Origin of the sequence: Vibrio sp. ED002 (genome assembly GCF_023277445.1) — a bacterium.
GTDB lineage: Bacteria > Pseudomonadota > Gammaproteobacteria > Enterobacterales > Vibrionaceae > Vibrio > Vibrio jasicida.
Genome location: NZ_CP080238.1, coordinates 1865770 through 1889785 on the forward strand (window position 1 = coordinate 1865770; position 24016 = coordinate 1889785).

Consider the following 24016-nt stretch of genomic DNA (forward strand, 5'->3'; position numbering starts at 1 on the left):
AATCTTGGACAGTCGATTTTGATGAAATTTGGTAGACTAACGTTTTCCCTCATCACATTGCCGTTATGAAACCAGAACCACAATCCGAAGCTGAACTGATGGAGCGCGCACATGATATTGCGGGCTTAAGCTTTACAGAGCTTGCCGAAGAGGCAGGAATGGCTGTTCCTGAAAACTTAAAACGCGATAAAGGCTGGGTTGGGCAATTACTGGAATGGCATTTAGGTGCGCCAGCAGGAAGCAAACCGCAACAAGACTTTGCCAAGCTTGGGATCGAACTAAAAAGCATTCCGATCAGTTATTCAGGTCGACCATTAGAGACAACGTTTGTCTCTGTCGCTCCATTGACTGGGGTTCAGGGACTCACGTGGGAAACCAGTCACGTTCGCAACAAACTGTCACGAGTACTGTGGGTACCTGTAGAGGGCGAGCGCGAGATTCCTTTGGCAGAGCGAAGAGTTGGTAGCCCATTGATATGGTCACCCGATCAAGAAGAAGAGTTAATTCTAAAAAATGATTGGGAAGAACTGATGGAATTGATCGTGTTGGGTAAGTTTGATCAAATTTCCGCCAGACATGGAGAAGCGCTTCACTTGCGACCTAAAGCAGCAAACGCAAAAGCACTAACTGAAGCTTACAGCTCAAATGGTAAACCGATAAAAACCCTGCCCCGTGGTTTCTACCTTAGGACACAATTCACCGAACAGATATTATTGAAACACTACATCAACGCCCAATCAGAATGATCAGTGCGTCACGAGTGACAACTCAATATCACAGTACGAGGCTGTACCTTCACTGCCAAACTCATCGTAAGCATTGTGCAGCCTCAAATAAGCTTTATCTATCCCCAACCTCAGCAGTTCTTCTTTCACCAGATCCAATGAGCCGAAATGAATCGGATCTTCACCGTCTTTGATCGGTTCAAGTTGGTGTTTGTACTCCACTGCTAATAGGTAATCAGAGACATCAGAACAACCAATCACAAAGACCTTAGGCGTTTTATAGGAGTCTTTGTGATAGCCATGCAACCACATGTCGAGTTGATGCTTCTGCATATTGCACCTCCTTTACAAGATCCTTTAAGTCTAGTTACCGTATTGATAACTTTCGAGTTAACTACATAACGAAACTTAAATCATTTGCGACAGCAACTAAAAATCCCCTATATTGGAATAACTTATTCAGTCGGTAACTCTTCAAGGATGTGAAATGCAATATACAAAACTACCGCACTCATCACTCGAGATCAGTAAGATCTGCCTTGGCACTATGACGTTTGGTGAGCAAAATACCGAACAAGAAGCTTTTCAACAGCTCGACTTTGCCCTCGATCATGGGGTGAACTTCATCGATACTGCCGAGATGTATCCCGTACCACCGAAAGCAGAGACACAAGGACTCACCGAGCAGTACATTGGCAATTGGTTAGCGAAAAGTGGTAAACGTGAGAAAGTGGTTTTAGCAACTAAAGTAGCTGGTCCGCGCAACGTCCCATACATTCGTGAAAACATGAGCCTTAACCGTCGCCATATTCATACTGCGATTGATGACAGCCTTAAACGCCTACAAACCGATTATGTTGATCTGTACCAGCTGCACTGGCCGCAACGTCAAACCAATTGCTTTGGTCAACTCAACTATCCTTACCCAGACAAACAAGAAGAAGTCACGCTGATTGAAACGTTGGAAGCGCTCACTGAACTAGTTAAGGCTGGGAAAGTGCGTTATATCGGCGTATCGAATGAAACGCCGTGGGGGGTGATGTCACTGCTGCGTTTGGCAGAAAAGCATGACTTACCAAGAATCGTTTCAATCCAAAATCCATATAACTTACTTAATCGCAGTTTCGAAGTTGGTTTGTCTGAAATAAGCCACTACGAAGGCGTTCAGCTACTGGCTTATTCACCACTAGCATTTGGTTGTTTGAGCGGTAAATACCTCAACGGAGCAAAACCAGAAGGTGCGCGTTGCACGGTTTGGGAACGCTTCGCTCGCTACTTCACACCACAAGGTGTTAAAGCGACAGAAGCATACGTCAACCTAGCGAGAGACCATGGATTAGATCCTGCGCAAATGGCGCTTGCCTTCGTCAATCAGCGCCCGTTTGTGGGTTCAAATATCATTGGCGCTACTAACCTAGAACAGCTCAAATCCAATATCGACAGTATCGATGTTCACCTAAGTGAAGCGTTGCTAAATGATATCCAAGCGATTGGTACGACTTACTCGAACCCATGCCCATAGTATTTCACTTCCCAATAGACTAAAAACAAAGAGGCTGACCACAATGGTCAGCCTCTTTGCATTGGCGAATTAAACCCAAGTTGAACCGAATAGATATGATTGAGAGCTCCACTTGGGTTATTGATTACGTTGGTATTCGCGCAGTTAAAACACGACGTAGATGACGAACTCGGCGTTCAACTTTGACAGCATCAGGCACACTGACATGGTTTGAACGACCTTCTTTATCTAAGCCAATGTCTTTTAACAAGTGCTCATTTGTCCAAGGGATTTGATGAGCATTACGGCGGACCATACGTTGCCATTGCTTTTCTTCACGTTTGAGATCGGCTTTTAAAAGCACAGTGGCCAGTTTCAAATAGATAGAGTGACGCATAATTTTTCTCCAAATAGCGATAAATAATCGACAGGGAAAAATAGTGGACTAATTAAACAGAAAGACTCTGTTGAGACTAAGCCGCTACTTTTCCGCAGCCTAGTAATAAGAGGTAGGTTACGGATTAATTTAATCTAATGAGCCAGTAGTATCTTGTTTGATCGCTTCAAAGGTTGAGCGAACATCAGACATACGATCAGCGCAAGCAGTGGTGTTAACAACGTAATGTTTCATCTTGCGCCTCCTAGCTAAAAATTAATCCGTGATTGATGTGGTATAACTCATTGAGTTACGGTTGAATTGTAAGCAACAGAGGATATTTATCAAACCATTTTTGTGTTTTTGCTTAAAAACAAACCATTAGCCTAAAATAAGGTTGCATATGGTTTTTTGAATAACATATTCAACTAAGGAATATATAAAAACTCGAGTTTTATAAATATTTAGAATTTGCGCACAAAAAAGGAGCGTCATTGCGCTCCTTTTATCTTGCTGTCAGATAGAGGGTTTATACCGTCTGCTCTGTAATCAAGTTGTGTTTGTTCAGTAATCGATACATGGTCGCACGTGACACACCAAGCTCTTTTGCGGCATTCGATACTTGACCAGAATGCGACTCTAATACCACCAGCAACGCATCTCGTTCACTCTTCTCACGAATCGATTTCAAGCTGCGCTTTGAGTCATTGCGTTGAGGTAGGTCTAGGTGATGCTCTTCAATCATGACGCTGTCAGACATCAGTACAGCGCGTTTCACTTGGTTCATCAACTCACGGACATTACCTGGCCAGAAATAACGTGTCAGAGCCTTCAAAGCATCTTCAGAAAAGCTCTTCGCCTGTGAGTTGTACTCTTTAGAGAACTCCTGCAGGTAGAAACGCGCCAACAAAGCGATGTCACTTGCGCGCTCTTTCAAGCTTGGTACGTTGATACGCAGTACATTAATGTAGTGGTAAAGCTCTTCATTGAAGTCTCCGTCAATGAGTGCTTTCTCTACATCAGACGAGTTAGCGGCAAGAACCCGTACATTGACGTTCTTCGCGCCATCACGTGTTTCAATCGTCCCTTCTTGCAGGAAGCGTAGCAGGTTCATCTGTTGCTCTTTTGAGATGGTTAGAATGTCATTGAATAAAACGGTGCCGCCATCAGCTTGCTCTAGCAGGCTTGGTCCCATCTCTTCTTCCGCCTCAATCCCAAATACTTCGGCTTGGAAACGTTGCTCGTTAAGTGCACGACAGTTAATCGATAGGAACGGCTTATGTGAACGTGACGACACTTTGTGAATTGCACGAGCGACAGCCTCTTTACCCGTGCCGCTTTCACCGTAAATAAGAATACTCACGTCTGTTGGACCGATACGCTTAACTTGGTCACGCAGGCGCTTCATTGGAATTGACTCACCAATCAACCCCATATCTAAACTGTTACCAAAACTTGGCCAAACTTTCTTTTCAAGCTTAAGCATACCCAATTGGTGACCAATCGTGCTCAATAGCTGCGCATCTGGGATTGGTGCAGTAAAGAAGTCGATACAGAAGTTCACGATGAACTGGCAGATGGTGTCAGTACCAAGTTGAGATTCGCGGATGAACGCCAACCAACGAACGTGTTTATGAGAACTCACTAAGTTCGCTAAACCATTAAGACTGAACTCATCATGGCTGAGGTCAACTATACCGATGCATGGTCCAATATCTTCTAACAATGTGTTGGCTTTACGTAAGTCACCCACTTGGTGACACTTCCATCCCACTTGTTCTAGTACTGATAACCAAGGTTCATAAGTACCGCCAACTACGACTAGCGATCCCGGAATGGAATCCATCTTAAACTGCCCAGCCATTCTCTAACCCTTATTGATTGTTGATTGAAATTTCGCGCCACAAACCCAACTTTGCGAACGGGTAACATTATCGAGACTACGCCTGACGAAGTCTGTCTCAATATTAAGACTATGCAACAGATTGAGATTTCGCGAATACTTATTTACTACTCCTATCCGACCTCAAATGCAAATAGTTGAATTTGTTCAAATTAAAGATACAAAAAAACCACCCGAAGGTGGTTTTTTATGGCTCAGCGAGGAGATTACGCTTGTGGGCGCATCGCTGGGAATAGGATCACGTCACGGATTGTGTGCGTGTTAGTCAATAGCATAACTAGACGGTCGATACCGATACCTTGACCTGCTGTTGGTGGTAGGCCGTGCTCTAGAGCAGTAATGTAGTCTGCATCGTAGAACATTGCTTCATCATCACCAGATTCTTTCGCTTCAACCTGTGCTTTAAAGCGCGCATCTTGGTCTTCTGCATCGTTAAGCTCTGAGAAGCCGTTCGCAACTTCACGGCCACCGATGAAGAATTCAAAGCGGTCTGTGAAGAATGGGTTGTCATCGCTACGACGAGCCAGTGGAGAGATATCCGCTGGGTAACCAGTGATGAACGTTGGCTGCATTAGCTTAGGTTCTGCAGTTTCGCCGAAGATCTCTTCTAGAAGCTGACCACATGTCCAGAAAGATTCCACTTCAACGTGAACAGATTTCGCGATAGAAACCATTAGGTCACGGTTTTGAATGTCTTCTTCTGTTAGCGCTTGGATTTGCGCGTGATCTGGGTTGTAGTGCTTGATTGCTTCGAACATGCTCATGCGAGTGTAAGTGCCACCGAACTCTACTGTATCTTCACCGTAAGGCATTGATGTTGAACCTAGAACTTCTAGTGCGATAGAGCTTAGTAGTTCTTCAGTTAGGTCCATCAGATCTTTGTAGTCAGCGTACGCCATGTAGAATTCCATCATTGTGAATTCAGGGTTGTGACGTGGAGAAAGACCTTCGTTACGGAAGTTACGGTTGATTTCAAATACGCGATCGAAACCACCAACGACTAGACGCTTCAGGTATAGCTCTGGCGCAATACGTAGGTACATTGGCATGTCTAGTGCGTTGTGGTGCGTGATGAATGGACGCGCACTCGCACCGCCAGGGATAACGTGCATCATTGGCGTTTCAACTTCCATGAACTGTTTAGAGATCATGAAGTTACGGATTGCAGACATTACTTTAGAACGTACTACGAACGCTTGACGAGAATCTTCGTTAACGATTAGGTCAACGTAACGTTGACGGTAACGCATCTCTTGGTCAGTTAGACCGTGAAACTTCTCTGGAAGTGGACGTAGTGCTTTGGTTAGCAACTCGTACTCTTCCATGTTCACGTATAGGTCACCTTTACCAGACTTGTGAAGTGCACCTTTCACACCGATGATGTCACCGATATCTAGGCCTTGGTATTGGTCTTTCAGTACTTTTTGTACCGCTTTGTCAGCGTAAGCTTGGATACGGCCAGAAGTTTCTTGAATTACCAAGAATGGACCACGTTTAGCCATGATACGGCCAGCAATTGCTACTACGTGGTTAAGCTCTTCTAGCTCTTCCTTCGTCTTTTCACCGAACTCTTTCTGAAGGTCGCCCGCTAGTGCGTCACGACGGAAGTCGTTTGGATGGCCGTTCGCTTTGCAGCTCTTTCGGATTGCATCCAGTTTAGCGCGGCGTTCAGCAATTAGCTTGTTCTCTTCTTGTGCAGAGGCTTCTTGTACAGTTTCGTTTTGAACAGCATCAGTCATTTTCGATGTATCCTGTTTTTTGTCGGTGAAAAGCTTTATAGACCTGATTTCAGGCTAGCTTCAATAAATTTGTCCAGATCGCCATCAAGAACCGCTTGAGTATTGCGGTTTTCAACGCCCGTACGGAGGTCTTTAATGCGTGAGTCATCCAATACGTAAGAACGGATCTGGCTACCCCAGCCAATGTCAGACTTAGCGTCTTCATTAGCTTGTTTTTCCGCGTTTTGCTTTTGCAATTCAAGCTCAAATAGCTTCGCTCGAAGCTGTTTCATTGCCTGATCTTTGTTCTTATGTTGAGAACGGTCATTCTGACATTGCACAACGGTGTTCGTTGGAACGTGTGTAATACGTACCGCAGATTCAGTCGTGTTGACGTGCTGACCACCTGCACCTGACGCTCGGTAAACATCGATACGTAGGTCAGAAGGGTTAATGTCGATAGCAATGTTTTCATCAATCTCAGGGTAGATGAACGCAGAAGCAAATGACGTATGACGACGGCCGCCTGAATCGAATGGCGATTTACGTACTAGGCGGTGAACACCTGTTTCCGTACGTAGCCAACCGTAAGCGTACTCACCAGAAATCTTAACTGTCGCGCCTTTAAGGCCGGCAACTTCACCTTCAGATACTTCGATAACCTCTGCCTTGAAGCCTTTTGCTTCAGCCCAACGCAGGTACATACGTAGCATCATGTTGGTCCAGTCTTGTGCCTCGGTACCACCTGAGCCTGCTTGCAAGTCAATGTAGCAATCAGAGCTGTCGTGGTCGCCAGAGAACATACGACGGAATTCAAGCTGTTCTAGCTTCTGTTCCAACTCAGCAAGTTCTGGTTCGATTTCGTCAAACGTTTCTTGATCTTCTTCTTCAACCGCAAGCTCTAGAAGACCATCAACGTCTTCTACACCTTGTTCTAGTTGAACGATAGTTTCAACAACCGCTTCTAGAGATGCACGTTCTTTACCTAGTGCTTGCGCACGCTCTGGCTCGTTCCATACATCTGGTTGTTCAAGTTCTGCGTTGACTTCTTCTAGACGCTCTTTCTTTGCGTCATAGTCAAAGATACCCCCTCAGGACATTCGTGCGCTCAGACACGTCCTGAAGACGGTTTTTAATTGGATTGATTTCAAACATGTTTGCTCAACATTTTAGAATAGAATTTAACCGAGAAATTCTACTCAAAAATGTGACGGAGATACAGGAAAATTTCGGCTGGGAAATCAGATTGCAATTAGAGAGAGCACGGTCATAAAATTTTTGCCCCACTTAAAGGCAACCGTACTCTATATAAAGTGTAAAACCTGACTTTACTTGGCTTCGATGTAGTCAATCATCAATTGCAATGATTGATTACCACGAAACTCATTCACATCCAACTTATACGCGAGACGTACCGTTTTGACCGAGGCATCTGGCCAACGACGCAAATCAACATTGAAGGCAATACCATCGATCATCACATTCGTTGGGTGACCTTTATGCAGTGGCTCTAACATTAGCTTAAGGTGTTTTTCTCCCACCAGCTTTTGATGTAATACTTTAAACTCGCCATCAAAGATAGGTTCTGGGAAAGCCTGACCAAATGGACCACCTGAGCGCAGTTGCTCCGCAATGTGCATAGAAAATTCTTCTGGCTTGAGCTCACCATCAGACATGATCACGCCTTTTAGCGCCGCTTCATCAAGTTCTTTTTTCACAACATCATCGAATAGACGACAAAAACGCTCAAAGTCTTGCTCTTTGATGGTTAAACCTGCCGCCATCGCGTGACCACCAAATTTGATGATCAAACCTGGGTTTTGCGTATCGATAAAGTCCAACGCATCACGCATGTGTAAGCCAGGAATCGAACGACAAGAACCTTTGATCGTCCCTTCTCCGCCATCAGCAAAAGCAATAACAGGACGGTGGAACTTCTCTTTAATACGTGAAGCCAGAATACCAATCACACCTTGGTGCCAATCACGTTGGAAAAGTGCCAAGCCGTATGGCAGTTCACTGTTTTCACCAAACTGAAGACGCTCACAGAAAGCCATCGCTTCTTGTTTCATGCCCTCTTCAATCTCTTTACGAGTTTGGTTAAGCCCGTCCAATTCACTTGCCATGCGGCGCGCAGCGTGGATGTTATTGCTCATCAGTAGTTCAACACCGAATGACATGTCATCAAGACGGCCGGCGGCGTTAATACGTGGCCCCAAGGCGAAACCAAAATCAGACGCAACCAAACGACGCGCATCGCGCTTCGCCACTTCGATCAACGCTTGAATACCAGGACGTGCTTTACCTGCACGGATGCGCTGCAAGCCTTGGTGTACAAGAATGCGGTTGTTCTCGTCGAGTGGAACAACGTCAGCGACGGTGCCAAGCGCAACAAGGTCAATCAACTCCATAAGCTTTGGTTCTTGCATACCTTGTAGTGCAAACCAATTCTGTTTACGCATGTACACGCAAAGTGCCATCATCAGATAGAAAGCAACACCAACCCCTGCTAACGCTTTCGATGGAAAAGCACAGCTGTCGAGGTTCGGGTTAACCATTGCATCGACATTCGGTAGCACTTGCCCCGGTAAGTGGTGATCGGTGACCAGTACCGTTATGCCATTTTCTTTGGCATAGCGAACACCTTCAATCGACGACACACCATTGTCGACCGTCATGATCATTTCAGCGCCGAGTTCTAAGGCTTGGTCCACTACTTCAGGGCTCAGACCATAGCCATCTTCAAAGCGGTTCGGCACTAAGTAGTCGACGTTGTTGCTACCAAGCATACGCAATGCGAGTACCGACAGAGCCGAGCTAGTAGCGCCATCAGCGTCAAAGTCACCTACGACAATAATGCGTTTTTTCTCTTCGATCGCTTGGAATAAAAGCTCGACCGCTTTATCGATACCGCCAAGTTGTTGGTAAGAATGTAAACCACGAGCAGATGTCTCTAACTGCGCCACATCCGTGATACCACGGTTAATGTAGATACGTTTGAGAATCGCAGGAATAGAATCAGGAAGAAGAGAAAGGTCCGGTTCGGGACGTCGTTGAATTTCTATCATGTTTGAAAAGAGCCAGCGAATACCGCTGACTCTGCTCCTTAAAGGATTATTGTTGCTCTAAACGTTTTAGCAGTTCTGCTGGTGGTAAGTAACCACCAACTAGCTCACCGTTTGGTAGGAAAATAGCTGGCGTACCAGAAATACCAAGCTCACGACCTAGATCGTAATGCGCTTTAATCGTTTCTTTACATTGCTTAAGATCTTTCGCTGGGTTACCAAATGAACGATCAACTTTTGCGTTGTGCATTGCTGCTTTAGGATCTTCAGCACACCAAACGGTTGCCATTTGCTCAGCGACAGGACCTGTTGCACCTTGGCGAGGGTAAGCCATGTAACGCACGGTAATACCCAGATCGTTGTAACCTTGCATTTGACTGTGCAGACGCACGCAGTAACCACAAGTGATGTCAGTAAAGACCGTCACTACGTACTTTTCATTGTCCGCTTTGTACTCGATCACGCTATCTGAAAACTTGGCAATTTTCTCTGCGTTTAGAGGTGCTTGACGCTCAGCAATTACGTCTTTGTAACCACCGTTATCATCGATGGCGTAAAGCGTACCGGCAATAAAGTGATTACCATCGTTTGATGCGAACAGCACACCACCATTAGTTTGAATTTCTAATAATCCAGCAACGTCTGATGGTTTGATATCAAGAATAGATACGCCCAATTTAGAGAACTTCGCTTTTAGCGCTGCCTCATCAAAGTTCTGTTTTGCCGCTGGTGCGACTTGTTGTGCAGGAGTTTCCGTTTTTGCCTGACTTTCTTCAGCACCACAAGCGGTAACGAAAAACGGTAAAGTCAGCAGAGTTAGTCGGCGTAATACGCTCATTAAATTCACCTTAAAATAAAATCCTTTCATCCAATGAGACAATGGATGAAACAAACCATCATTATGCTCTTGGGTGGTGTTGACTGTGGATCTGTTTCAATCGCTCAGTCGCCACGTGAGTATAAATTTGCGTGGTCGATAAGTCACTATGCCCCAACAGCATCTGTACGACCCTGAGATCTGCGCCATAGTTCAATAAATGCGTTGCAAATGCATGACGTAAAACGTGTGGCGACAATTGGTCAGTATCAATACCCGCAATCACAGCATAGTACTTGATACGATGCCAGAAGGTTTGACGGGTCATTTGTCTGGCACGTTTACTTGGGAATACCACATCTGACGTAGTCTCTCCCAATAGAGCAGACCGACCTTGCTGGATAAAAGTTTCAATCCAATCGACGGCGTTCTCCCCCATAGGTACAAGACGTTCTTTACCACCTTTACCCGTCACACGCACTACTCCTTGGCGCAAACTGACGTTTTCCATTGTCAGACTGACCAACTCTGTCACACGCAACCCCGTCGCATAGAGCAGCTCTAGCATGGCTTTATCACGCAGTTCTACTGGGTCATTCGGGTCTGGCGCTTCAAGCAAAGCATCCACTTGTTCTTCACTGATGTCTTTTGGTAGGCGTTGAGGCAGCTTTGGACTCACCAGTAACGCACTTGGATCATCCGCGCGTACTTTTTCACGATGAATGTATTGAAATAAACGACGAATCGCCGACAACATACGCGCGCGGGACGTTTGCTTGTAATCCAAATCAACAAGGTAACTCTGGTACTCTTGCAAACCTGACAAGCTGATAAAATCGAGGCGGTAGCGATGTTGCTCCATCCACACGAGCAGCTTCATTAAGTCATTTCGGTAAGAAGCTAGTGTGTTCTCTGATAAACCACGCTCCATCCACATTGCATCTAAGAATTGTTCAACAAGACCAAAATCTTGTTGATTGACAGGCTGTTGTGCCGTCATGAACGCGTCCTTATCTGTTTATATTTACAGTATTGAGAGTAAGGCAACAGCCAAGCCAATACCATAAAAAAATCATCTCCCTCGGGATATTCGCTGCAATCTTCTTCAATTTATGGTTAGAATCTGCCACAACAGCAACACAAAAAACGACGAATATAATGAAAATCGGACTCTTTTACGGCTCAACAACCTGCTACACCGAAATGGCAGCAGAGAAAATTCGCAACATCATTGGCGCAGACCTTGTCGATATTCACAACGTGAAAGAGACACCGTTGTCACTGATGGCAGACTACGATTTATTGCTGATTGGTATCTCTACTTGGGACTTCGGTGAAATCCAAGAAGATTGGAGTGCTATTTGGGAAGACATTGCAACCACACCTCTAAAAGACAAAGTAGTTGCACTGTTTGGCTTGGGTGACCAAGAAGGCTACGGCGAATGGTACCTTGATGCGATGGGCCTACTTCATGACGAGCTCAAAGCAACGGGGGCGCAGTTTATCGGTTACTGGCCAAATGAAGGTTATGAGTTCGAGGCATCAAAAGCTTTAACAGAAGATGGTAGTCAATTTGTTGGCTTGGCATTAGATGAAGATTCCCAGTACGAATTGAGTGACGAACGCATCGAGAAATGGTGTGAGCAAGTGTTGGTTGAGTTTCACGACACGCTATAAGTCCGCATAAACCCTGATAAAACGACAGACAAATAAAAAGCCCGGTGAATCACTTCACCGGGCTTTTTTAATCTTGCGAGTCAGCAGTTATGCCGCTTCTTCAGTCAACTCAGGTTGAGAAGATTTAGCAACAAAGAACATGCAGACAATTGCTGCAAACGTTGGTAGAACCCAACCCATGCCCACTTCGAACAGTGGTAGCATGTTGAATGCGGAAACGTCTAGACCTGCTACTTTCGCAGCATCAATCAATGCAAACAATAATGATACTAGCAACACAGAGCGGTATGCTACTCGCGGGTTTGGTAGCTTGCTACGTACAAACGTTAGCGCAACCAATGCGACTGCTACTGGGTACAGCGCAAACAATACAGGAACTGACAACGAAATCAGCTGTGATAGACCTACGTTCGCAATCAGTGCACAAGCGGCACCGTTAATGATAACCCATTGCTTGTAAGTCAGTTTCGTCTTAGAGCTGAAGAAGTCTGAACATGCAGAGATAAGGCCGATCGCCGTCGTCAAACACGCCAATAATACAATGATTGAAAGAACAATCTGACCGTAAGGACCAAATAGTGCCTGAACGTATTGGCTTAGTACTGCACCACCGTTGTCTGCACCAGCTGCGATAGTTGCACTCGTCGCACCTAGGTAGAACAATGAGATGTATACGAACGCCAGACCTGCTGCTGCAATACAACCTGCGCAAATTAGGTATTTCGTCGTTGCAGCACGCTCAGTGATGCCTTTATTGCGCAGTGCATCCACCATTAGCATACCGAACATCAGCGAAGCGAACGTATCCATGGTGTTGTAACCTTCAAGGAAACCTTTGGTTAGTGGCTGCGTTAAGTACTCACCATGCGCACCCATCATCTCACCTTGCGGATCAACGAATACCGCAATAGCAAGTACGATAAGGCCAAGGAACAAAACTGGCGTTAACACTTTACCGATCAAGTCAATCAGACGACCTTGGAACCAAGCAAATAGCATCGCTACTGCAAAAAACAGGATAGAGAATGACGTAAGGTGTGCTTGTGTCGCGTCAACGAAGAAAGGCTTGATTGCCATTTCGTAAGCCACGAGACCAGTACGCGGCGCTGCAAATGCAGGACCGATAATGATGAAGATAAGCGCAGCCATAAGTACTGCTGCTTTCTTAGGAAGGTCTTGCGTTAGATGATCCCAAGAACCACCTGCAACAGCAATAGCAACGATAGTAATAAGAGGTAGACCTACCGCTGTTAGCAAGAAACCAAACATTGCTGGCATCAAATGATCACCGGCTAGCTGACCCGCTAGAGGTGGAAAGATGATGTTGCCAGCACCCAAAAAGAACGCAAATAGCATAAAGCCTACTGCGATAATATCTGTTAGTTTTAACGTCTGCTTCACAGATAACCCTTTTTCTGAATTGATGAATGTTGTGTATGCATCGACCACTTTTTGTATACCCAAATAAAATGAGTACCTGTGGTTCAATCTATAAATTTTCCGCCGCATAATGACGAAAGACCCATCATTTGGCAACCTTTAAGAAAAAAACACCATATTAATTTAGTTTGCAAACTCAAAAGCAGTGGATATCACTACACTGACATTCATGACCAGTTCTTTATCTTGATCAAAAAGCAATACAAATTAATAACCAACAAGATAACAAACTATACAATTTAGAAACAATAGAGCATTTAACTCTATTATTGAGTAAATATAAAACAATCATGAAGAGCGATACATTCAAGACTAAAGGCTTCAAGTTTAAGCAATTTTCCATCGATGGTGGTGAAAGTGGCATGCCTGTCAGTACCGATGGCGTGATGCTGGGCGCTTGGACAAAGTGTCCATCGCAGTGCAATATTCTGGACATTGGTACTGGTACGGGTCTGTTGGCTCTAATGTGCGCACAACGCTTTTCAGGCTCGATGATCACCGCGGTGGACATCGAATCAACCGCAGTAGAAGCCGCCCAGACCAACTTTACGCATTCACCTTGGGCTGACCGATTAACCGTTTTGCACACCGATGTATTAACGTTTGAACCAACGCAACGTTTTCAGCACATCATTTGTAATCCGCCCTACTTCAATAATGGTGAGCAATCAAAGCAGGCTCAGCGCGCCACCGCCCGACATACCGACACATTGCAACATCGCGCGTTATTAGCGTGTTGCTATGACTTACTTGAAGAAGACGGCAAAGCCAGTTTTGTTCTGCCAATCACCGAAGGTGAGCAGTTTATTGTCATGGCGAAAACACAAAACTGGTATGTATCACGTCTATGCTACGTGCAACCATCACAGAAAAAAGCGGTGCATCGTGTACTATTTGAGTTATCGAAAAAGGTCTGCGACACCGAAGAATCACAATTGACCATCCACTCAAATCAGGGTTATGACGAAGAATTTATCCGTCTAACTCACGAGTTTTATCTTAAGATGTGAAATAACATGTGATCCTTGTCACCAATCACTTTATAATGTGCGACCTTTTTATATTCTATGCTGCTGCGGCGAACCATTAACCAAGCTTTGCTTGTGGAGAACTCATTGTGATCAGAACCTTTGCTGAACTTGATCTAGACCCAAACCTACTTGAAGCCATCGAAGAGATGGGCTACGAACGCCCAACTAAAATTCAGGCTGAGGCGATTCCACAAGCGTTGGATGGTCGTGACATTCTAGCGTCAGCACCAACTGGCACAGGTAAAACGGCAGCATTCGTACTGCCTGCGTTGCAATACCTGCAAGACTTCCCTCGTCGCAAGCCTGGACCTGCTCGTATCCTGATCCTGACGCCAACACGTGAACTTGCTATGCAAATTGCAGATCAAGCGCGTGCGCTTGCAAAGAACACAAAATTGAATATCTTCACCATCACTGGTGGTGTTCAGTACCAAGAGCACGCCGATATTCTTGCAACAACGCAAGACATCGTCGTAGCTACACCGGGTCGTCTACGTGAGTACATTGATGCAGAGCGCTTTGACTGTCGTGCCATTGAATGGTTAGTGCTGGATGAAGCAGACCGCATGCTAGACATGGGCTTCGCACCAACGGTAGACCGTCTATCAAACGAATGTCGCTGGCGTAAGCAAACCCTTCTGTTCTCCGCAACACTAGAAGGTAAAGGCGTAGAAGGCTTCACAGCAGACCTACTTAACGAGCCAGCAGAGATCGATGCAAAATCACCATTGCGTGAGCGCAAAAAAATTGCTCAGTGGTATCACCGTGCCGACACAGCAGAACATAAGCTAGAACTGTTAAAACACATCATCACAGAGCAAGCAGAACGCACAATTGTGTTCTTGAAGACTCGTGAGCGTCTAGCTGAGTTGCGTGGCCAATTAGAAAGTGCGCAAATTCCTTGTTCATGGATCCAAGGTGAAATGCCGCAAGATCGTCGTAACAATGCCATTACACGCTTTCGTGAAGGTGCTGTGAACGTACTACTTGCCACTGACGTTGCTGCTCGTGGTATCGACCTTCCAGACGTATCACACGTTGTCAACTATGACATGCCTCGCACAGCTGACGTATACCTTCACCGTATTGGCCGTACCGCGCGTGCAGGTAAAAAAGGTAACGCTATCTCTATCGTAGAAGCGCACGACCAGCCAATGATGGATCGTGTTGCACGTTACGTAAAAGAAGACATCAAAGAGCGTTTCATCAAAGAGATGCGCCCTAAACACAAAAAACCAGTGTTTAAGAAGAAAAAGAAAAAAGACGACAAGAAGAAAGTAGCGAAAAAGAAAACCGCTAAGAAGAAGTAATCACGTCTGATTGATTCCAAATCTAAAAGAGCCGCAATCGCGGCTCTTTTTGTTTTTCATCTATAATTGATGAGCTGGAAGAGTTTTATCTTCATAGGCATCAGCGAAGCCATGGTTGCGATCACGGTGCTCCGCTTCATCTTCTCGAATACGCAAAATCACGTCTCTTAGCATCGCATCAGCAGGCAGCTTGTAGTAGTCAATCGCCAGAGTCGGAGCTGGTACATTCTCCACTTCCCCGCTATCAATTTTCTCTAGGTACTCAGTGTAGCTATTACACGCTTCTTCTTCGAAGTAACCCACAACACGGTGAGCAATTTTAGAAGAAAGCAGATAGATGAAACTGTACACAACAATGAAAACACCTTGTCCCAGCAACACCAATAAACGCTCAACCAAACTTGGTTTGGCAATGTCGAGGAAAATCATTAGGTGCATGCGCTCGTTTTCGGCCTCATCAAGGAGTTCTCGGATCCAGCCTTCATCGTCTTTCATTCGGCGCAGCGCTTTCAAGTGATTGAACATCCCAGCCACCATACCTGGCACAGCGGCGATTGTTTCGAGAATCACAGCGCGCTTCGCGTATTTCTTGCCATAAAAGATGTTCAGAGTGAATTTCAGCAACTTGGTAATACGTAGTGCAATGTACTCCGATAACTTAGAGGCTTTTTTGTGTGTGAGCTTGAAGTCTGACATAGGAGAACTCCTTTATCTTAAAGTTGCATTCAAAATACAACTTTAAACCTTCACACTCAACTATTTTTTAATGAATAAAATTTTTATGTAATAAAGTCCGATTTAGATCAGGTTTAACAGACATAAAAAAGCCGGATAACTATCCGGCTTTTTGGCGTACTTTATTTCGCTGAGTCATCAACTCGCGATTCACTTACTTCAATCAGTTTTGCTCTTCGCGCTTAAACACCAAGTCAGTTGGCGTCGACTCTTCTTCAACGAAGTAGTAACCCGCAACATCAAACTTAGTGAGGTCAGCAACGCTTTCGATACGGTTTTCAATGATGTAGCGAGCCATCATGCCGCGCGCTTTCTTCGCGTAGAAGCTGATCACCTTGTATTGACCATTCTTACAATCTTTGAAGATTGGTGTGATCACTTGAGCATCCAAGTTCTTTGGCTTCACCGCTTTGAAGTATTCGTTCGATGCAAGATTGATCAGCACGTTGTCGCCTTGCGCAGCAATCGCTTCATTCAGCTTATCGGTAATGACATTACCCCAGAACTGGTAGAGGTTAGTGCCCTTTTCGTTTGCTAGCTTAGTGCCCATCTCAAGACGGTATGGCTGCATCAAATCAAGCGGCTTAAGCAGACCGTAAAGGCCAGACAGCATACGTAGATGACCTTGAGCGTAATCGAAATCGGTATCTGAAAGAGTTTCCGCTTCAAGACCTGTATACACATCACCCTTAAACGCTAAAATCGCTTGGCGAGCGTTATCTGTCGTGAAGGTTTCACTCCACTCTTGGAAACGACCGACGTTCAAGTCAGCGATTTTGTCGCTCACTTTCATCAGTGACGAAACATCGGCAGGTGTTAATTTACGGCATACCTCGATCAGCTCTTTTGAATAGCTAACCAAGTCTGGTTGAGTAAACTTCTCGGTTGCAAGTGGAGACTCGTAATCAAGCGTTTTAGCTGGAGAAACGACGATAAGCATGACTTTAACTTCCCTAATTTTGTTTTCCATTAGGGTACAAAAAAAGCCATGCATTGTCTGCATGGCTTTTTGAATCGTGTTGATAGCTTTCAACAATGATTAAGCGACTTAGTCTGCCTTCTTGTTGTTGTCCCAAATACCTTCCTCTAGCTGAGATTTCAGCTCAGGGAAGTCATTCGGATCAAACGTTGGCACTTTACCTTCACTCAACTGGCGGTTGTAGTCTTTCGCCAGTTTAATCACGATGCCAGATAGCAAGATGATCGCCACCAAGTTCACAATCGCCATCAGCCCCATAGAGACGTCAGCAAGCGACCAAACCACAGGCAGAGAAGCTAACGCACCAAACATAACCATACCTAGTACAACGATACGGAAGATGCCTAGACCCGCTTTGTGGTTATGCTCTAGGAAGATTAGGTTTGTTTCAGCGTACGAGTAGTTAGCAATGATTGAGGTGAATGCGAAGAAGAAGATCGCAACCGCAACAAAGATGCCGCCCCAATCACCCACTTGCGAGCTCAATGCACGCTGAGTTAGCTCAATACCCGTCACTTCTGTTGCTTGACCTACGTACTCACCTGACATCAGGATGATAGCAACTGTCGCCGAACAGATAACGATTGTATCCATGAACACGCCTAGCATCTGTACATAACCTTGAGATGCTGGGTGTGGTGGGTAAGGCGTTGCTGATGCTGCCGCGTTTGGCGCAGAACCCATACCCGCTTCGTTCGAGAATAGACCACGTTTGATACCGTTGATCATCGCTTGTGCGATGGCATAACCAAGACCACCAGCAGCTGCTTCTTGCAGGCCGAATGCGCTCTTGAAGATAAGCATTAGAACGTCTGGTAGTTTCTCTAAGTTAGAAAGCATCACGAACATCGCAAGAACGAGGTAAGCCAGAGCCATTACAGGAACAACTAACTCAGCAACTTTCGCGATACGCTTAATACCACCAAAAATAACGATAGCGGACAAAGCAACAACTGCGATACCTACGTAAAGGTCATCCCAACCAAATGCATTGCTCATTGCATTCGCGATAGAGTTTGCTTGAACGGCGTTAAATACCAAACCAAAAGCGATGATTAGGAAAATTGAGAACAACACGCCCATCCAGCGCATGCCCAAGCCTTTTTCCATGTAGTAAGCAGGACCACCGCGGTAGTTGCCATCATCATCTTTGGTTTTGTATAGCTGCGCCAGTGTGCTTTCTGCAAACGACGTCGCCATACCAAGCATCGCAATCAACCACATCCAGAAGATTGCACCAGGGCCACCCGCAGTCAGTGCAACTGCAACACCCGCCATGTTACCCGTACCAACACGTGCAGCAAGACTAGTACAAAGCGCTTGGAAAGAAGAGATACCAGCTTTGTCTGCTTTACGACTGTTCTTTAGAACAGAGAACATGTGGCCGAAATGGCGGAATTGAATGAATCCCAATCGAACGGTGAAGTAGATTCCTACACCAACAAGAAGATAAACAAGAATCGAGCCCCAAAGGAGGTCGTTCATCAAATTGATTAAGTCTGTCATGTGTACCTCAAAGTGAGTTGCGCCAGTCTTTGCTTCCGAGCCATCCACCAGATTGCATGCTAAGTGTCAAAGTCTGCTTAGCTTTTTGAATAATGTTTATTTCGCAATCTAGAATCGTAAACGTCGCTTCATGCATCCATTTTACGTACCAGCGTATTTTTTGACGGGCGGATAATGCAGCCTCGACAAGCAAAAATCAATATGCAACCAGTAAAATAAGCTTGTTATTTTTCACTATAAAGTCACTATTGATTAACATAAAATGAAAACTTATCGCTCACAAACAGCAACATTGCGTTTATCAAAACTCAACATAAATAGCCCCGCAATCGTTAACAAAACACCATCCCATTTATTTTTAGCGAGGCTAGCAACCACAAGGTATCTGACAAATTTTAATGACCTCACTCTGTTACGATTGGATACATTTTCATCAAAGCGATGCTATGCAACCTTAGTATTCAAAATTTAAGTAAAATCTGTCGCTCGAATTAACATACCAAATCTCTTCATTTAATCGTTTCCGTGAGTTCGTTCGCTTATTTTTTGCGCACTCCGTCCACATGCAAAATGTGATTCTGTGAGTATTTTTGCGCGAAAATGTCATGTTACCGACACAAATGCGAAATATATCATGGTTATCCTCACGTCTATTGTGGTACTTAAAAAGCTCCACAAGGACTGGTTACAACAGTTTAGATATAGAAAGGTAAAGGTGGCTTATGGAAGGCTTTCAACTCGATGACCTATTTGGTCTGGATACTACCTCAACATCAAAATCTCGTGCGAAACCATTGAAGCGTAAGTGGCGAGAAATAGAAGAAATGAACGATCGACGTAATTTGCTAAAGGAACTGCGTGAACTGGATGTCTGTAACGACATCTCTCTAGAAGATATCAAACTATAATTTAGACAAAAGGCACCTCGTGGGTGCCTTTTGTCATTTATAGACCTATGAATTTGATGGGTGTTTTTGCGTTGAATTTCGTCCTATAACACCCATTCTTATTGATTGAGAATTCACCTCAAAATTCTGCCCTATTTGTAAGAATCCAATTTACCCTTAATTCTCATCAAATAAGAAAACGTAAAATAAACCGCGCTAAAGCAATCGTTTACCTTGTCATAATTCGCTTTAAACGAACTCAACATCGTTCTGACGCACTCGTTCAGCCAATTGTTTATAGCGATCTGCAATAGTACTACCAAATAATGGATCATCTTCACTCTGATGCCATAGGCTTTCTACATATTGCCAATCGTCCGAGGTAAACAGTTCTTCAATAAGAGGCAGTACCTGGCGCTCTTCCAACTCAAGGTGGCGTTTTTGCGTCACAATAAAGTCTTCTAACTGATTAATGAACATTTCTTGAGGGACAACCGCATCCTGCAAGATCATCTCTATCAACAGTGAGAACTCTTTGGTTTTGCTCGCCAACACTTGATGCTCAAGCTCTAAGTTCTCAATTGTCTTCTGCTGACCGTACTGTTTTAGGAAGTAATGGTAGAGAATGTCTTCTTTAGGGTGGTGGATTTTTTCAGAATGGTTAGAGAGGTAATCTACGATTTCGCTCACCAACGCATAATTGATGGCATTCTCTTGTTTAATCTCATTTAATTTATGGCGCAATATCGCCAGTAAACGGACCATATAGCCGTGTTCTCGTCGAATTCTTTCGATCATCATAGCGTCTCTCCTTAACACCTACTTTCTATAAGTGTATATGAGAAACCTAATATCTGATTCGACGATGTTCAAAAAAACAACGATCGTTGTGTCACGATCGCTGTACTGAGAATTACCTCTTTATATAAGGGAAAAGTGAGATTTACACCGTTAAAGGCAAATGCCAATTGATGGCTTCTTTACCTTGCTGAAGCAGGATCTGGTTCGCTTGTGAAAATGGTTTACTGCCAAAGAAACCGCGGTGAGCAGATAATGGCGATGGATGTGGAGCGGCCAACACATGATGCTTGCTACGGTCAATGAAACGACCTTTCTTCTGCGCATGTGCTCCCCACAGTAAGAACACCACACCTTGCTGATGCTGGTTGATCGATTCAATCACACGGTCAGTAAAGGTCTCCCAACCGGTTTTAGAGTGTGAATGTGCTTTACCCTGCTCTACTGTCAATACTGTATTGAGTAACAACACACCTTGTTCGGCCCAGCTTTGTAAAAAACCGTGCTGCGGAATTTGGAAGCCTTCGATATCTTGCGCTAACTCTTTGTACATGTTCACCAAAGATGGCGGAGTTTTAATGCCTGGCAGCACAGAGAAACACAAACCGTGTGCTTGGTTCGGTCCATGATAGGGATCCTGCCCTAAAATCACGACTTTCACATCATTGAATTCAGTAAAGCGAAACGCATTAAACACATCTTTGGTTGGCGGATAAATCGCTTTGCCTGAGGCGCGTTCTGCTTCAACAAAATTCAGGGTATCTACAAAGTAGCTCTGTTGTTTCTCTTCGCCGATCACATCGTGCCAAGTCGGTAACTGATTCATGGAAAATTCCTGTCCTAGGGTTTTCCTTTATTCTACCGAGCGAAGTCCAAACAAACAAAAACTTACTATCAGCTTGAGATGGCTTTTCAAAAAATCATGACATTAACGAGAGCCCTCGCTAATGTCGTTGCGGCGTTCGAAAATGCCCCTGTCCGGTGATATGGCGATTTGGGGTGGGTAAACGCAACACTCGTCGAGAGTGTGTCGCCGGGATAAAAGAAACTGGTCGAGACATATTGTCATCCTCCTAACTAGCTTCGCCTAACTACAACGTTGAGTTCAGGCGTTTAAAACAAGCGCATAACCGCTCAATGGTTTTAGCTAAGAAAGAAGGATGCCAACTTTGCCATCCCGTTAGGAATTAACCATTTCTTCAATGTGGAATTGGCGTAAGGTGTTGATTTCTTGCTGCCAAATATCTGGGTCAATTGTTTCTAAAATCAGAGGGATACCATCAAAACGTGGATCTTTAGCGATGTACTCAAAACAGCTCCAGCCGATCTCACCTTTGCCTAATGAGTGGTGACGGTCAACCTTGCTAGCGAATTCGACTTTTGAATCATTTAGATGCATTGCTCTTAAATAGTGCATACCAACGATACGGTCGAACTCAGCAAAGGTATGCTTACAATCCTCTTTAGTACGCAGATCGTAACCTGCGGTAAACGTGTGGCAAGTATCGAGACATACGCCAACACGTTCTTTGTCTTCCACTTGATCGATGATTTCAGCCAAATGCTCAAACTTCCAACCTAAGTTAGTGCCCTGACCTGCCGTGTTCTCAATCACAGCGATCACATTCGGCACTGCTTTGTGCGCCAGGTTGATCGACTCGGCGATCGTCGCCAAACACTCTTGTTCCGACACTTTCTTTAAGTGGCTACCAGGGTGGAAGTTTAGCAACGTTAAACCTAATTGATTGCAACGCTCCATCTCATCAATAAATGCCGCGCGGGATTTATTCAGCTTTTCTTCTTCTGGAGCACCCAAGTTAATCAGATAAGAGTCATGGGGAAGAATGTGTTCAGCGCCGAAACCAAGCATTTTGCAGTTTGCTTTGAACGCACTAATGGTTTTTTCTTCGAGTGGTTTTGCAACCCATTGGCGTTGGTTCTTAGTAAACAGAGCAAACGCATTCGCACCAATTTCACGAGCACGAAGAGGCGCTTGATCAACCCCTCCAGCCGCAGATACGTGAGCACCAATAAATTTGTTTCCAAACTTGTTTTTCATGTTTGTCATTTAATCACTTTAGACTTTCAGTATGGCTACCTAAATACAGGCAGTTGCGTAAACAAGGTTAAGTTTTGAACTTATTTTGTAGTAAATTTACAACAAAATTAACTTTTAAATATTTTTTATATTATCAAATAAATTGTAAATAGTATGTTTTCAAACGTTTTATTGATTTAACTCAAGAAAATCACCTTCAAAAAATTAAGGTTTTTGGTTGTTTTTTGACTTAAATCAATATTAAAATAATGGATATTGGCTATATAATACTTAGCTCGACAAAAATTCGAAAATTAACACCAATAATCACCACGTAAGTGGTCTAGGAGATAGTGATGATCCAAGGTATCCAAATTACTAAAGCAGCTAACGACGAACTACTAAACTCAATCTGGCTACTAGATAGCGAGAAGAACGAAGCGCGTTGTGTTGCTGCAGCATCAACTTACGAAGCAGACCAAGTTATCGCAATCAGCGACCTAGGTGAATACGAAAGCCGTGAAGTAGCAATCGAAACTGCTCCTCGCATCGAAGGTGGTCAACACCTAAACGTGAACGTTCTTAAGCGTGAAACTCTAGAAGACGCAGTTGCACACCCAGAGAACTACCCACAGCTAACTATCCGTGTTTCTGGTTACGCAGTACGTTTCAACTCGCTAACTCCAGAACAGCAACGTGACGTAATCGCTCGTACTTTTACTGAGTCTCTATAATCTCTCAGTAAACTAGCTTGTTAGAATTTAAAAAGCTTGGTCAGCAATGACCAAGCTTTTTTTGTTTCTGGATCCTTCTAATCCCTTCCGGTAGTGGAAAGCAGCTAGACTCTATGGGGCGTTTCTTTGAGAAGGATCGCTCTTAAATGCTTGTGCCAACGAGGTTGGATCAAGCTTCTCTCTTTGCTGTAATGCCCCTTCTGCCCACCAAATCAATTGATGCATAGTGCGATTCATATAACTGTCCCACTGCGCCTGATCCGATTCATCCGCAACCACACCCTGTTCATCAAACACCTCTTGTGCTTTCGGGATGTGGATCATTGCCGACACAGGCAAGCATCCCAGCTCTGATAAGAAAGTACGCATCGACACTGCAGCACGAGCTCCACCCCATTGCCCTGCAGAGTAGGTCACGATAGCACTTGGCTTATAGGAAAACAGCGAACTGCCAAAATGATTAAGCATGTTTGCCAAAGCTGGACTCATCGAATGGTTATATTCCGGGCTAACCATCACATACCCATCGGCCTGTTTGATTTTGTCTGCCAGCTCACTTAGGTGCTCTGGCACTTTAGAACGGTGATAAGCAAACTCGGGCTTAAACACATCGCCAAAGTCGTAGTTCAATGGGTCAATGATTTCGACCGTATGTTGCGAATGCTGACTCACGATGAGTTTCTCACACGCTCTACTGACTCGCATTCCTAAACGGGCTGGTCGTGGTGGCGTGCTGTCTCTCACTGAACCAAGAAAAATCAAAAAATGCATGCTTC

The 24016-nt window shown here is 44.6% G+C and carries 23 protein-coding genes; 7 read left to right on the plus strand and 16 right to left on the minus strand.

Annotated features, from left to right (window positions below):
- Nucleotides 1–65 precede the first annotated feature (65 nt).
- Complete coding sequence (gene mutH / locus ITG12_RS08625) at nucleotides 66–746, plus strand: DNA mismatch repair endonuclease MutH (RefSeq protein WP_038876241.1); 681 nt, start codon at nucleotides 66–68, stop codon at nucleotides 744–746.
- Here the strand turns inward: mutH and ITG12_RS08630 are convergent, their stop codons facing one another.
- A complete protein-coding gene (locus ITG12_RS08630) occupies nucleotides 747–1058 on the minus strand; it encodes a DUF6482 family protein (protein ID WP_038866376.1) in 312 nt (103 codons plus the stop codon).
- 154 nt (nucleotides 1059–1212) lie between these two features.
- Here ITG12_RS08630 and ITG12_RS08635 point away from each other — a divergent pair, with 154 nt between their 5' ends.
- The gene (locus ITG12_RS08635; RefSeq protein ID WP_038876239.1) at nucleotides 1213–2247 is read left to right on the plus strand and encodes an NADP(H)-dependent aldo-keto reductase; all 1035 of its coding nucleotides are present in this window, start codon (nucleotides 1213–1215) and stop codon (nucleotides 2245–2247) included.
- 124 nt (nucleotides 2248–2371) lie between these two features.
- Here the strand turns inward: ITG12_RS08635 and ITG12_RS08640 are convergent, their stop codons facing one another.
- The 7 genes from ITG12_RS08640 to xerD form a co-directional block, all read right to left on the minus strand.
- Nucleotides 2372–2623, minus strand: a complete 252-nt coding sequence (locus ITG12_RS08640; RefSeq protein ID WP_038866374.1) for a hypothetical protein — start codon at nucleotides 2621–2623, stop codon at nucleotides 2372–2374.
- Nucleotides 2624–3131: 508 nt separating this feature from the next.
- On the minus strand, nucleotides 3132–4466 hold the full coding sequence (gene vpsR, locus ITG12_RS08645) for a cyclic-di-GMP-binding transcriptional regulator VpsR (RefSeq protein ID WP_038866373.1): 1335 nt from the start codon (nucleotides 4464–4466) through the stop codon (nucleotides 3132–3134).
- Nucleotides 4467–4711: 245 nt separating this feature from the next.
- Nucleotides 4712–6244, minus strand: a complete 1533-nt coding sequence (gene lysS / locus ITG12_RS08650) for a lysine--tRNA ligase (protein WP_038866372.1) — start codon at nucleotides 6242–6244, stop codon at nucleotides 4712–4714.
- A 35-nt stretch (nucleotides 6245–6279) separates the two neighbouring features.
- Nucleotides 6280–7378 (minus strand): peptide chain release factor 2 gene (gene prfB / locus ITG12_RS08655; RefSeq protein WP_096030938.1). Its coding sequence is split into 2 segments (ribosomal slippage): nucleotides 6280–7302 and nucleotides 7304–7378, totalling 1098 coding nucleotides; the frame shifts between segments, so codons are not numbered across the junction.
- Nucleotides 7379–7551: 173 nt separating this feature from the next.
- Nucleotides 7552–9291, minus strand: a complete 1740-nt coding sequence (gene recJ, locus ITG12_RS08660; RefSeq protein WP_038876237.1) for a single-stranded-DNA-specific exonuclease RecJ — start codon at nucleotides 9289–9291, stop codon at nucleotides 7552–7554.
- A gap of 46 nt (nucleotides 9292–9337) precedes the next feature.
- Nucleotides 9338–10126: a bifunctional protein-disulfide isomerase/oxidoreductase DsbC gene (gene dsbC / locus ITG12_RS08665; protein ID WP_038876235.1), complete on the minus strand. Its 789-nt coding sequence runs from the start codon at nucleotides 10124–10126 to the stop codon at nucleotides 9338–9340.
- Between the two features lie 61 nt (nucleotides 10127–10187).
- Nucleotides 10188–11105: a site-specific tyrosine recombinase XerD gene (xerD, locus tag ITG12_RS08670; RefSeq protein ID WP_038876233.1), complete on the minus strand. Its 918-nt coding sequence runs from the start codon at nucleotides 11103–11105 to the stop codon at nucleotides 10188–10190.
- A gap of 158 nt (nucleotides 11106–11263) precedes the next feature.
- Between xerD and fldB the strand changes: the two genes are divergently transcribed.
- Nucleotides 11264–11782: a flavodoxin FldB gene (gene fldB, locus ITG12_RS08675; protein ID WP_038876231.1), complete on the plus strand. Its 519-nt coding sequence runs from the start codon at nucleotides 11264–11266 to the stop codon at nucleotides 11780–11782.
- Nucleotides 11783–11869: 87 nt separating this feature from the next.
- Here the strand turns inward: fldB and brnQ are convergent, their stop codons facing one another.
- Complete coding sequence (brnQ, locus tag ITG12_RS08680; protein ID WP_248872967.1) at nucleotides 11870–13183, minus strand: branched-chain amino acid transport system II carrier protein; 1314 nt, start codon at nucleotides 13181–13183, stop codon at nucleotides 11870–11872.
- A 329-nt stretch (nucleotides 13184–13512) separates the two neighbouring features.
- On the opposite strand from brnQ, the gene ITG12_RS08685 reads away from it, so the two are divergent.
- The gene (locus ITG12_RS08685; protein ID WP_038876229.1) at nucleotides 13513–14232 is read left to right on the plus strand and encodes a tRNA1(Val) (adenine(37)-N6)-methyltransferase; all 720 of its coding nucleotides are present in this window, start codon (nucleotides 13513–13515) and stop codon (nucleotides 14230–14232) included.
- 107 nt (nucleotides 14233–14339) lie between these two features.
- Nucleotides 14340–15563 (plus strand): ATP-dependent RNA helicase SrmB, encoded by a 1224-nt coding sequence (srmB, locus tag ITG12_RS08690; protein WP_038876227.1) that lies wholly within the window; start codon nucleotides 14340–14342, stop codon nucleotides 15561–15563.
- 60 nt (nucleotides 15564–15623) lie between these two features.
- Here srmB and ITG12_RS08695 read toward each other — a convergent pair whose 3' ends face one another.
- The 3 genes from ITG12_RS08695 to ITG12_RS08705 form a co-directional block, all read right to left on the minus strand.
- The gene (locus ITG12_RS08695) at nucleotides 15624–16259 is read right to left on the minus strand and encodes an alternative oxidase (RefSeq protein ID WP_038876226.1); all 636 of its coding nucleotides are present in this window, start codon (nucleotides 16257–16259) and stop codon (nucleotides 15624–15626) included.
- Nucleotides 16260–16461: 202 nt separating this feature from the next.
- Complete coding sequence (yaaA, locus tag ITG12_RS08700; protein ID WP_038876225.1) at nucleotides 16462–17238, minus strand: peroxide stress protein YaaA; 777 nt, start codon at nucleotides 17236–17238, stop codon at nucleotides 16462–16464.
- Between the two features lie 108 nt (nucleotides 17239–17346).
- Nucleotides 17347–18783, minus strand: a complete 1437-nt coding sequence (locus ITG12_RS08705) for a sodium:alanine symporter family protein (RefSeq protein WP_038876224.1) — start codon at nucleotides 18781–18783, stop codon at nucleotides 17347–17349.
- Nucleotides 18784–19505: 722 nt separating this feature from the next.
- Here ITG12_RS08705 and ITG12_RS08710 point away from each other — a divergent pair.
- The gene (locus tag ITG12_RS08710; RefSeq protein ID WP_038876223.1) at nucleotides 19506–19691 is read left to right on the plus strand and encodes a DUF3545 family protein; all 186 of its coding nucleotides are present in this window, start codon (nucleotides 19506–19508) and stop codon (nucleotides 19689–19691) included.
- Between the two features lie 228 nt (nucleotides 19692–19919).
- Here the strand turns inward: ITG12_RS08710 and ITG12_RS08715 are convergent, their stop codons facing one another.
- The 3 genes from ITG12_RS08715 to nfo all read right to left on the minus strand — a co-directional run bounded on the left by ITG12_RS08715 (nucleotide 19920) and on the right by nfo (nucleotide 22536).
- Entirely contained in the window at nucleotides 19920–20471 is a 552-nt protein-coding gene (locus tag ITG12_RS08715) for a hemerythrin domain-containing protein (RefSeq protein ID WP_038876222.1), read from the minus strand.
- 142 nt (nucleotides 20472–20613) lie between these two features.
- Nucleotides 20614–21294 (minus strand): uracil-DNA glycosylase, encoded by a 681-nt coding sequence (gene ung, locus ITG12_RS08720; RefSeq protein WP_038876221.1) that lies wholly within the window; start codon nucleotides 21292–21294, stop codon nucleotides 20614–20616.
- A 354-nt stretch (nucleotides 21295–21648) separates the two neighbouring features.
- Nucleotides 21649–22536, minus strand: a complete 888-nt coding sequence (nfo, locus tag ITG12_RS08725; protein WP_038876220.1) for a deoxyribonuclease IV — start codon at nucleotides 22534–22536, stop codon at nucleotides 21649–21651.
- Between the two features lie 326 nt (nucleotides 22537–22862).
- Here nfo and grcA point away from each other — a divergent pair, with 326 nt between their 5' ends.
- A complete protein-coding gene (grcA, locus tag ITG12_RS08730; RefSeq protein WP_005434930.1) occupies nucleotides 22863–23240 on the plus strand; it encodes an autonomous glycyl radical cofactor GrcA in 378 nt (125 codons plus the stop codon).
- Nucleotides 23241–23351: 111 nt separating this feature from the next.
- On the opposite strand, the gene ITG12_RS08735 is transcribed toward grcA, so the two are convergent.
- Entirely contained in the window at nucleotides 23352–24011 is a 660-nt protein-coding gene (locus tag ITG12_RS08735) for an NAD(P)H-dependent oxidoreductase (protein ID WP_038876219.1), read from the minus strand.
- Between the last annotated feature and the right edge of the window lie 5 nt (nucleotides 24012–24016).

What these genes read in the sequence shown, in the direction of transcription:
- ITG12_RS08695 (WP_038876226.1), bottom strand. Translation starts at nt 16,259, where the DNA reads ATGTCAGACTTCAAGCTCACACACAAAAAAGCCTCTAAGTTATCGGAG.
- dsbC (WP_038876235.1), bottom strand. Translation starts at nt 10,126, where the DNA reads ATGAGCGTATTACGCCGACTAACTCTGCTGACTTTACCGTTTTTCGTT.
- ITG12_RS08705 (WP_038876224.1), bottom strand. Translation starts at nt 18,783, where the DNA reads ATGACAGACTTAATCAATTTGATGAACGACCTCCTTTGGGGCTCGATT.
- vpsR (WP_038866373.1), bottom strand. Translation starts at nt 4,466, where the DNA reads ATGGCTGGGCAGTTTAAGATGGATTCCATTCCGGGATCGCTAGTCGTA.
- ung (WP_038876221.1), bottom strand. Translation starts at nt 21,294, where the DNA reads ATGAATCAGTTACCGACTTGGCACGATGTGATCGGCGAAGAGAAACAA.
- ITG12_RS08630 (WP_038866376.1), bottom strand. Translation starts at nt 1,058, where the DNA reads ATGCAGAAGCATCAACTCGACATGTGGTTGCATGGCTATCACAAAGAC.
- recJ (WP_038876237.1), bottom strand. Translation starts at nt 9,291, where the DNA reads ATGATAGAAATTCAACGACGTCCCGAACCGGACCTTTCTCTTCTTCCT.
- ITG12_RS08710 (WP_038876223.1), top strand. Translation starts at nt 19,506, where the DNA reads ATGGAAGGCTTTCAACTCGATGACCTATTTGGTCTGGATACTACCTCA.
- grcA (WP_005434930.1), top strand. Translation starts at nt 22,863, where the DNA reads ATGATCCAAGGTATCCAAATTACTAAAGCAGCTAACGACGAACTACTA.
- ITG12_RS08685 (WP_038876229.1), top strand. Translation starts at nt 13,513, where the DNA reads ATGAAGAGCGATACATTCAAGACTAAAGGCTTCAAGTTTAAGCAATTT.
- ITG12_RS08635 (WP_038876239.1), top strand. Translation starts at nt 1,213, where the DNA reads ATGCAATATACAAAACTACCGCACTCATCACTCGAGATCAGTAAGATC.
- nfo (WP_038876220.1), bottom strand. Translation starts at nt 22,536, where the DNA reads ATGACAAACATGAAAAACAAGTTTGGAAACAAATTTATTGGTGCTCAC.
- lysS (WP_038866372.1), bottom strand. Translation starts at nt 6,244, where the DNA reads ATGACTGATGCTGTTCAAAACGAAACTGTACAAGAAGCCTCTGCACAA.
- mutH (WP_038876241.1), top strand. Translation starts at nt 66, where the DNA reads ATGAAACCAGAACCACAATCCGAAGCTGAACTGATGGAGCGCGCACAT.
- fldB (WP_038876231.1), top strand. Translation starts at nt 11,264, where the DNA reads ATGAAAATCGGACTCTTTTACGGCTCAACAACCTGCTACACCGAAATG.
- ITG12_RS08735 (WP_038876219.1), bottom strand. Translation starts at nt 24,011, where the DNA reads ATGCATTTTTTGATTTTTCTTGGTTCAGTGAGAGACAGCACGCCACCA.
- xerD (WP_038876233.1), bottom strand. Translation starts at nt 11,105, where the DNA reads ATGACGGCACAACAGCCTGTCAATCAACAAGATTTTGGTCTTGTTGAA.
- ITG12_RS08640 (WP_038866374.1), bottom strand. Translation starts at nt 2,623, where the DNA reads ATGCGTCACTCTATCTATTTGAAACTGGCCACTGTGCTTTTAAAAGCC.
- yaaA (WP_038876225.1), bottom strand. Translation starts at nt 17,238, where the DNA reads ATGCTTATCGTCGTTTCTCCAGCTAAAACGCTTGATTACGAGTCTCCA.
- ITG12_RS08715 (WP_038876222.1), bottom strand. Translation starts at nt 20,471, where the DNA reads ATGATGATCGAAAGAATTCGACGAGAACACGGCTATATGGTCCGTTTA.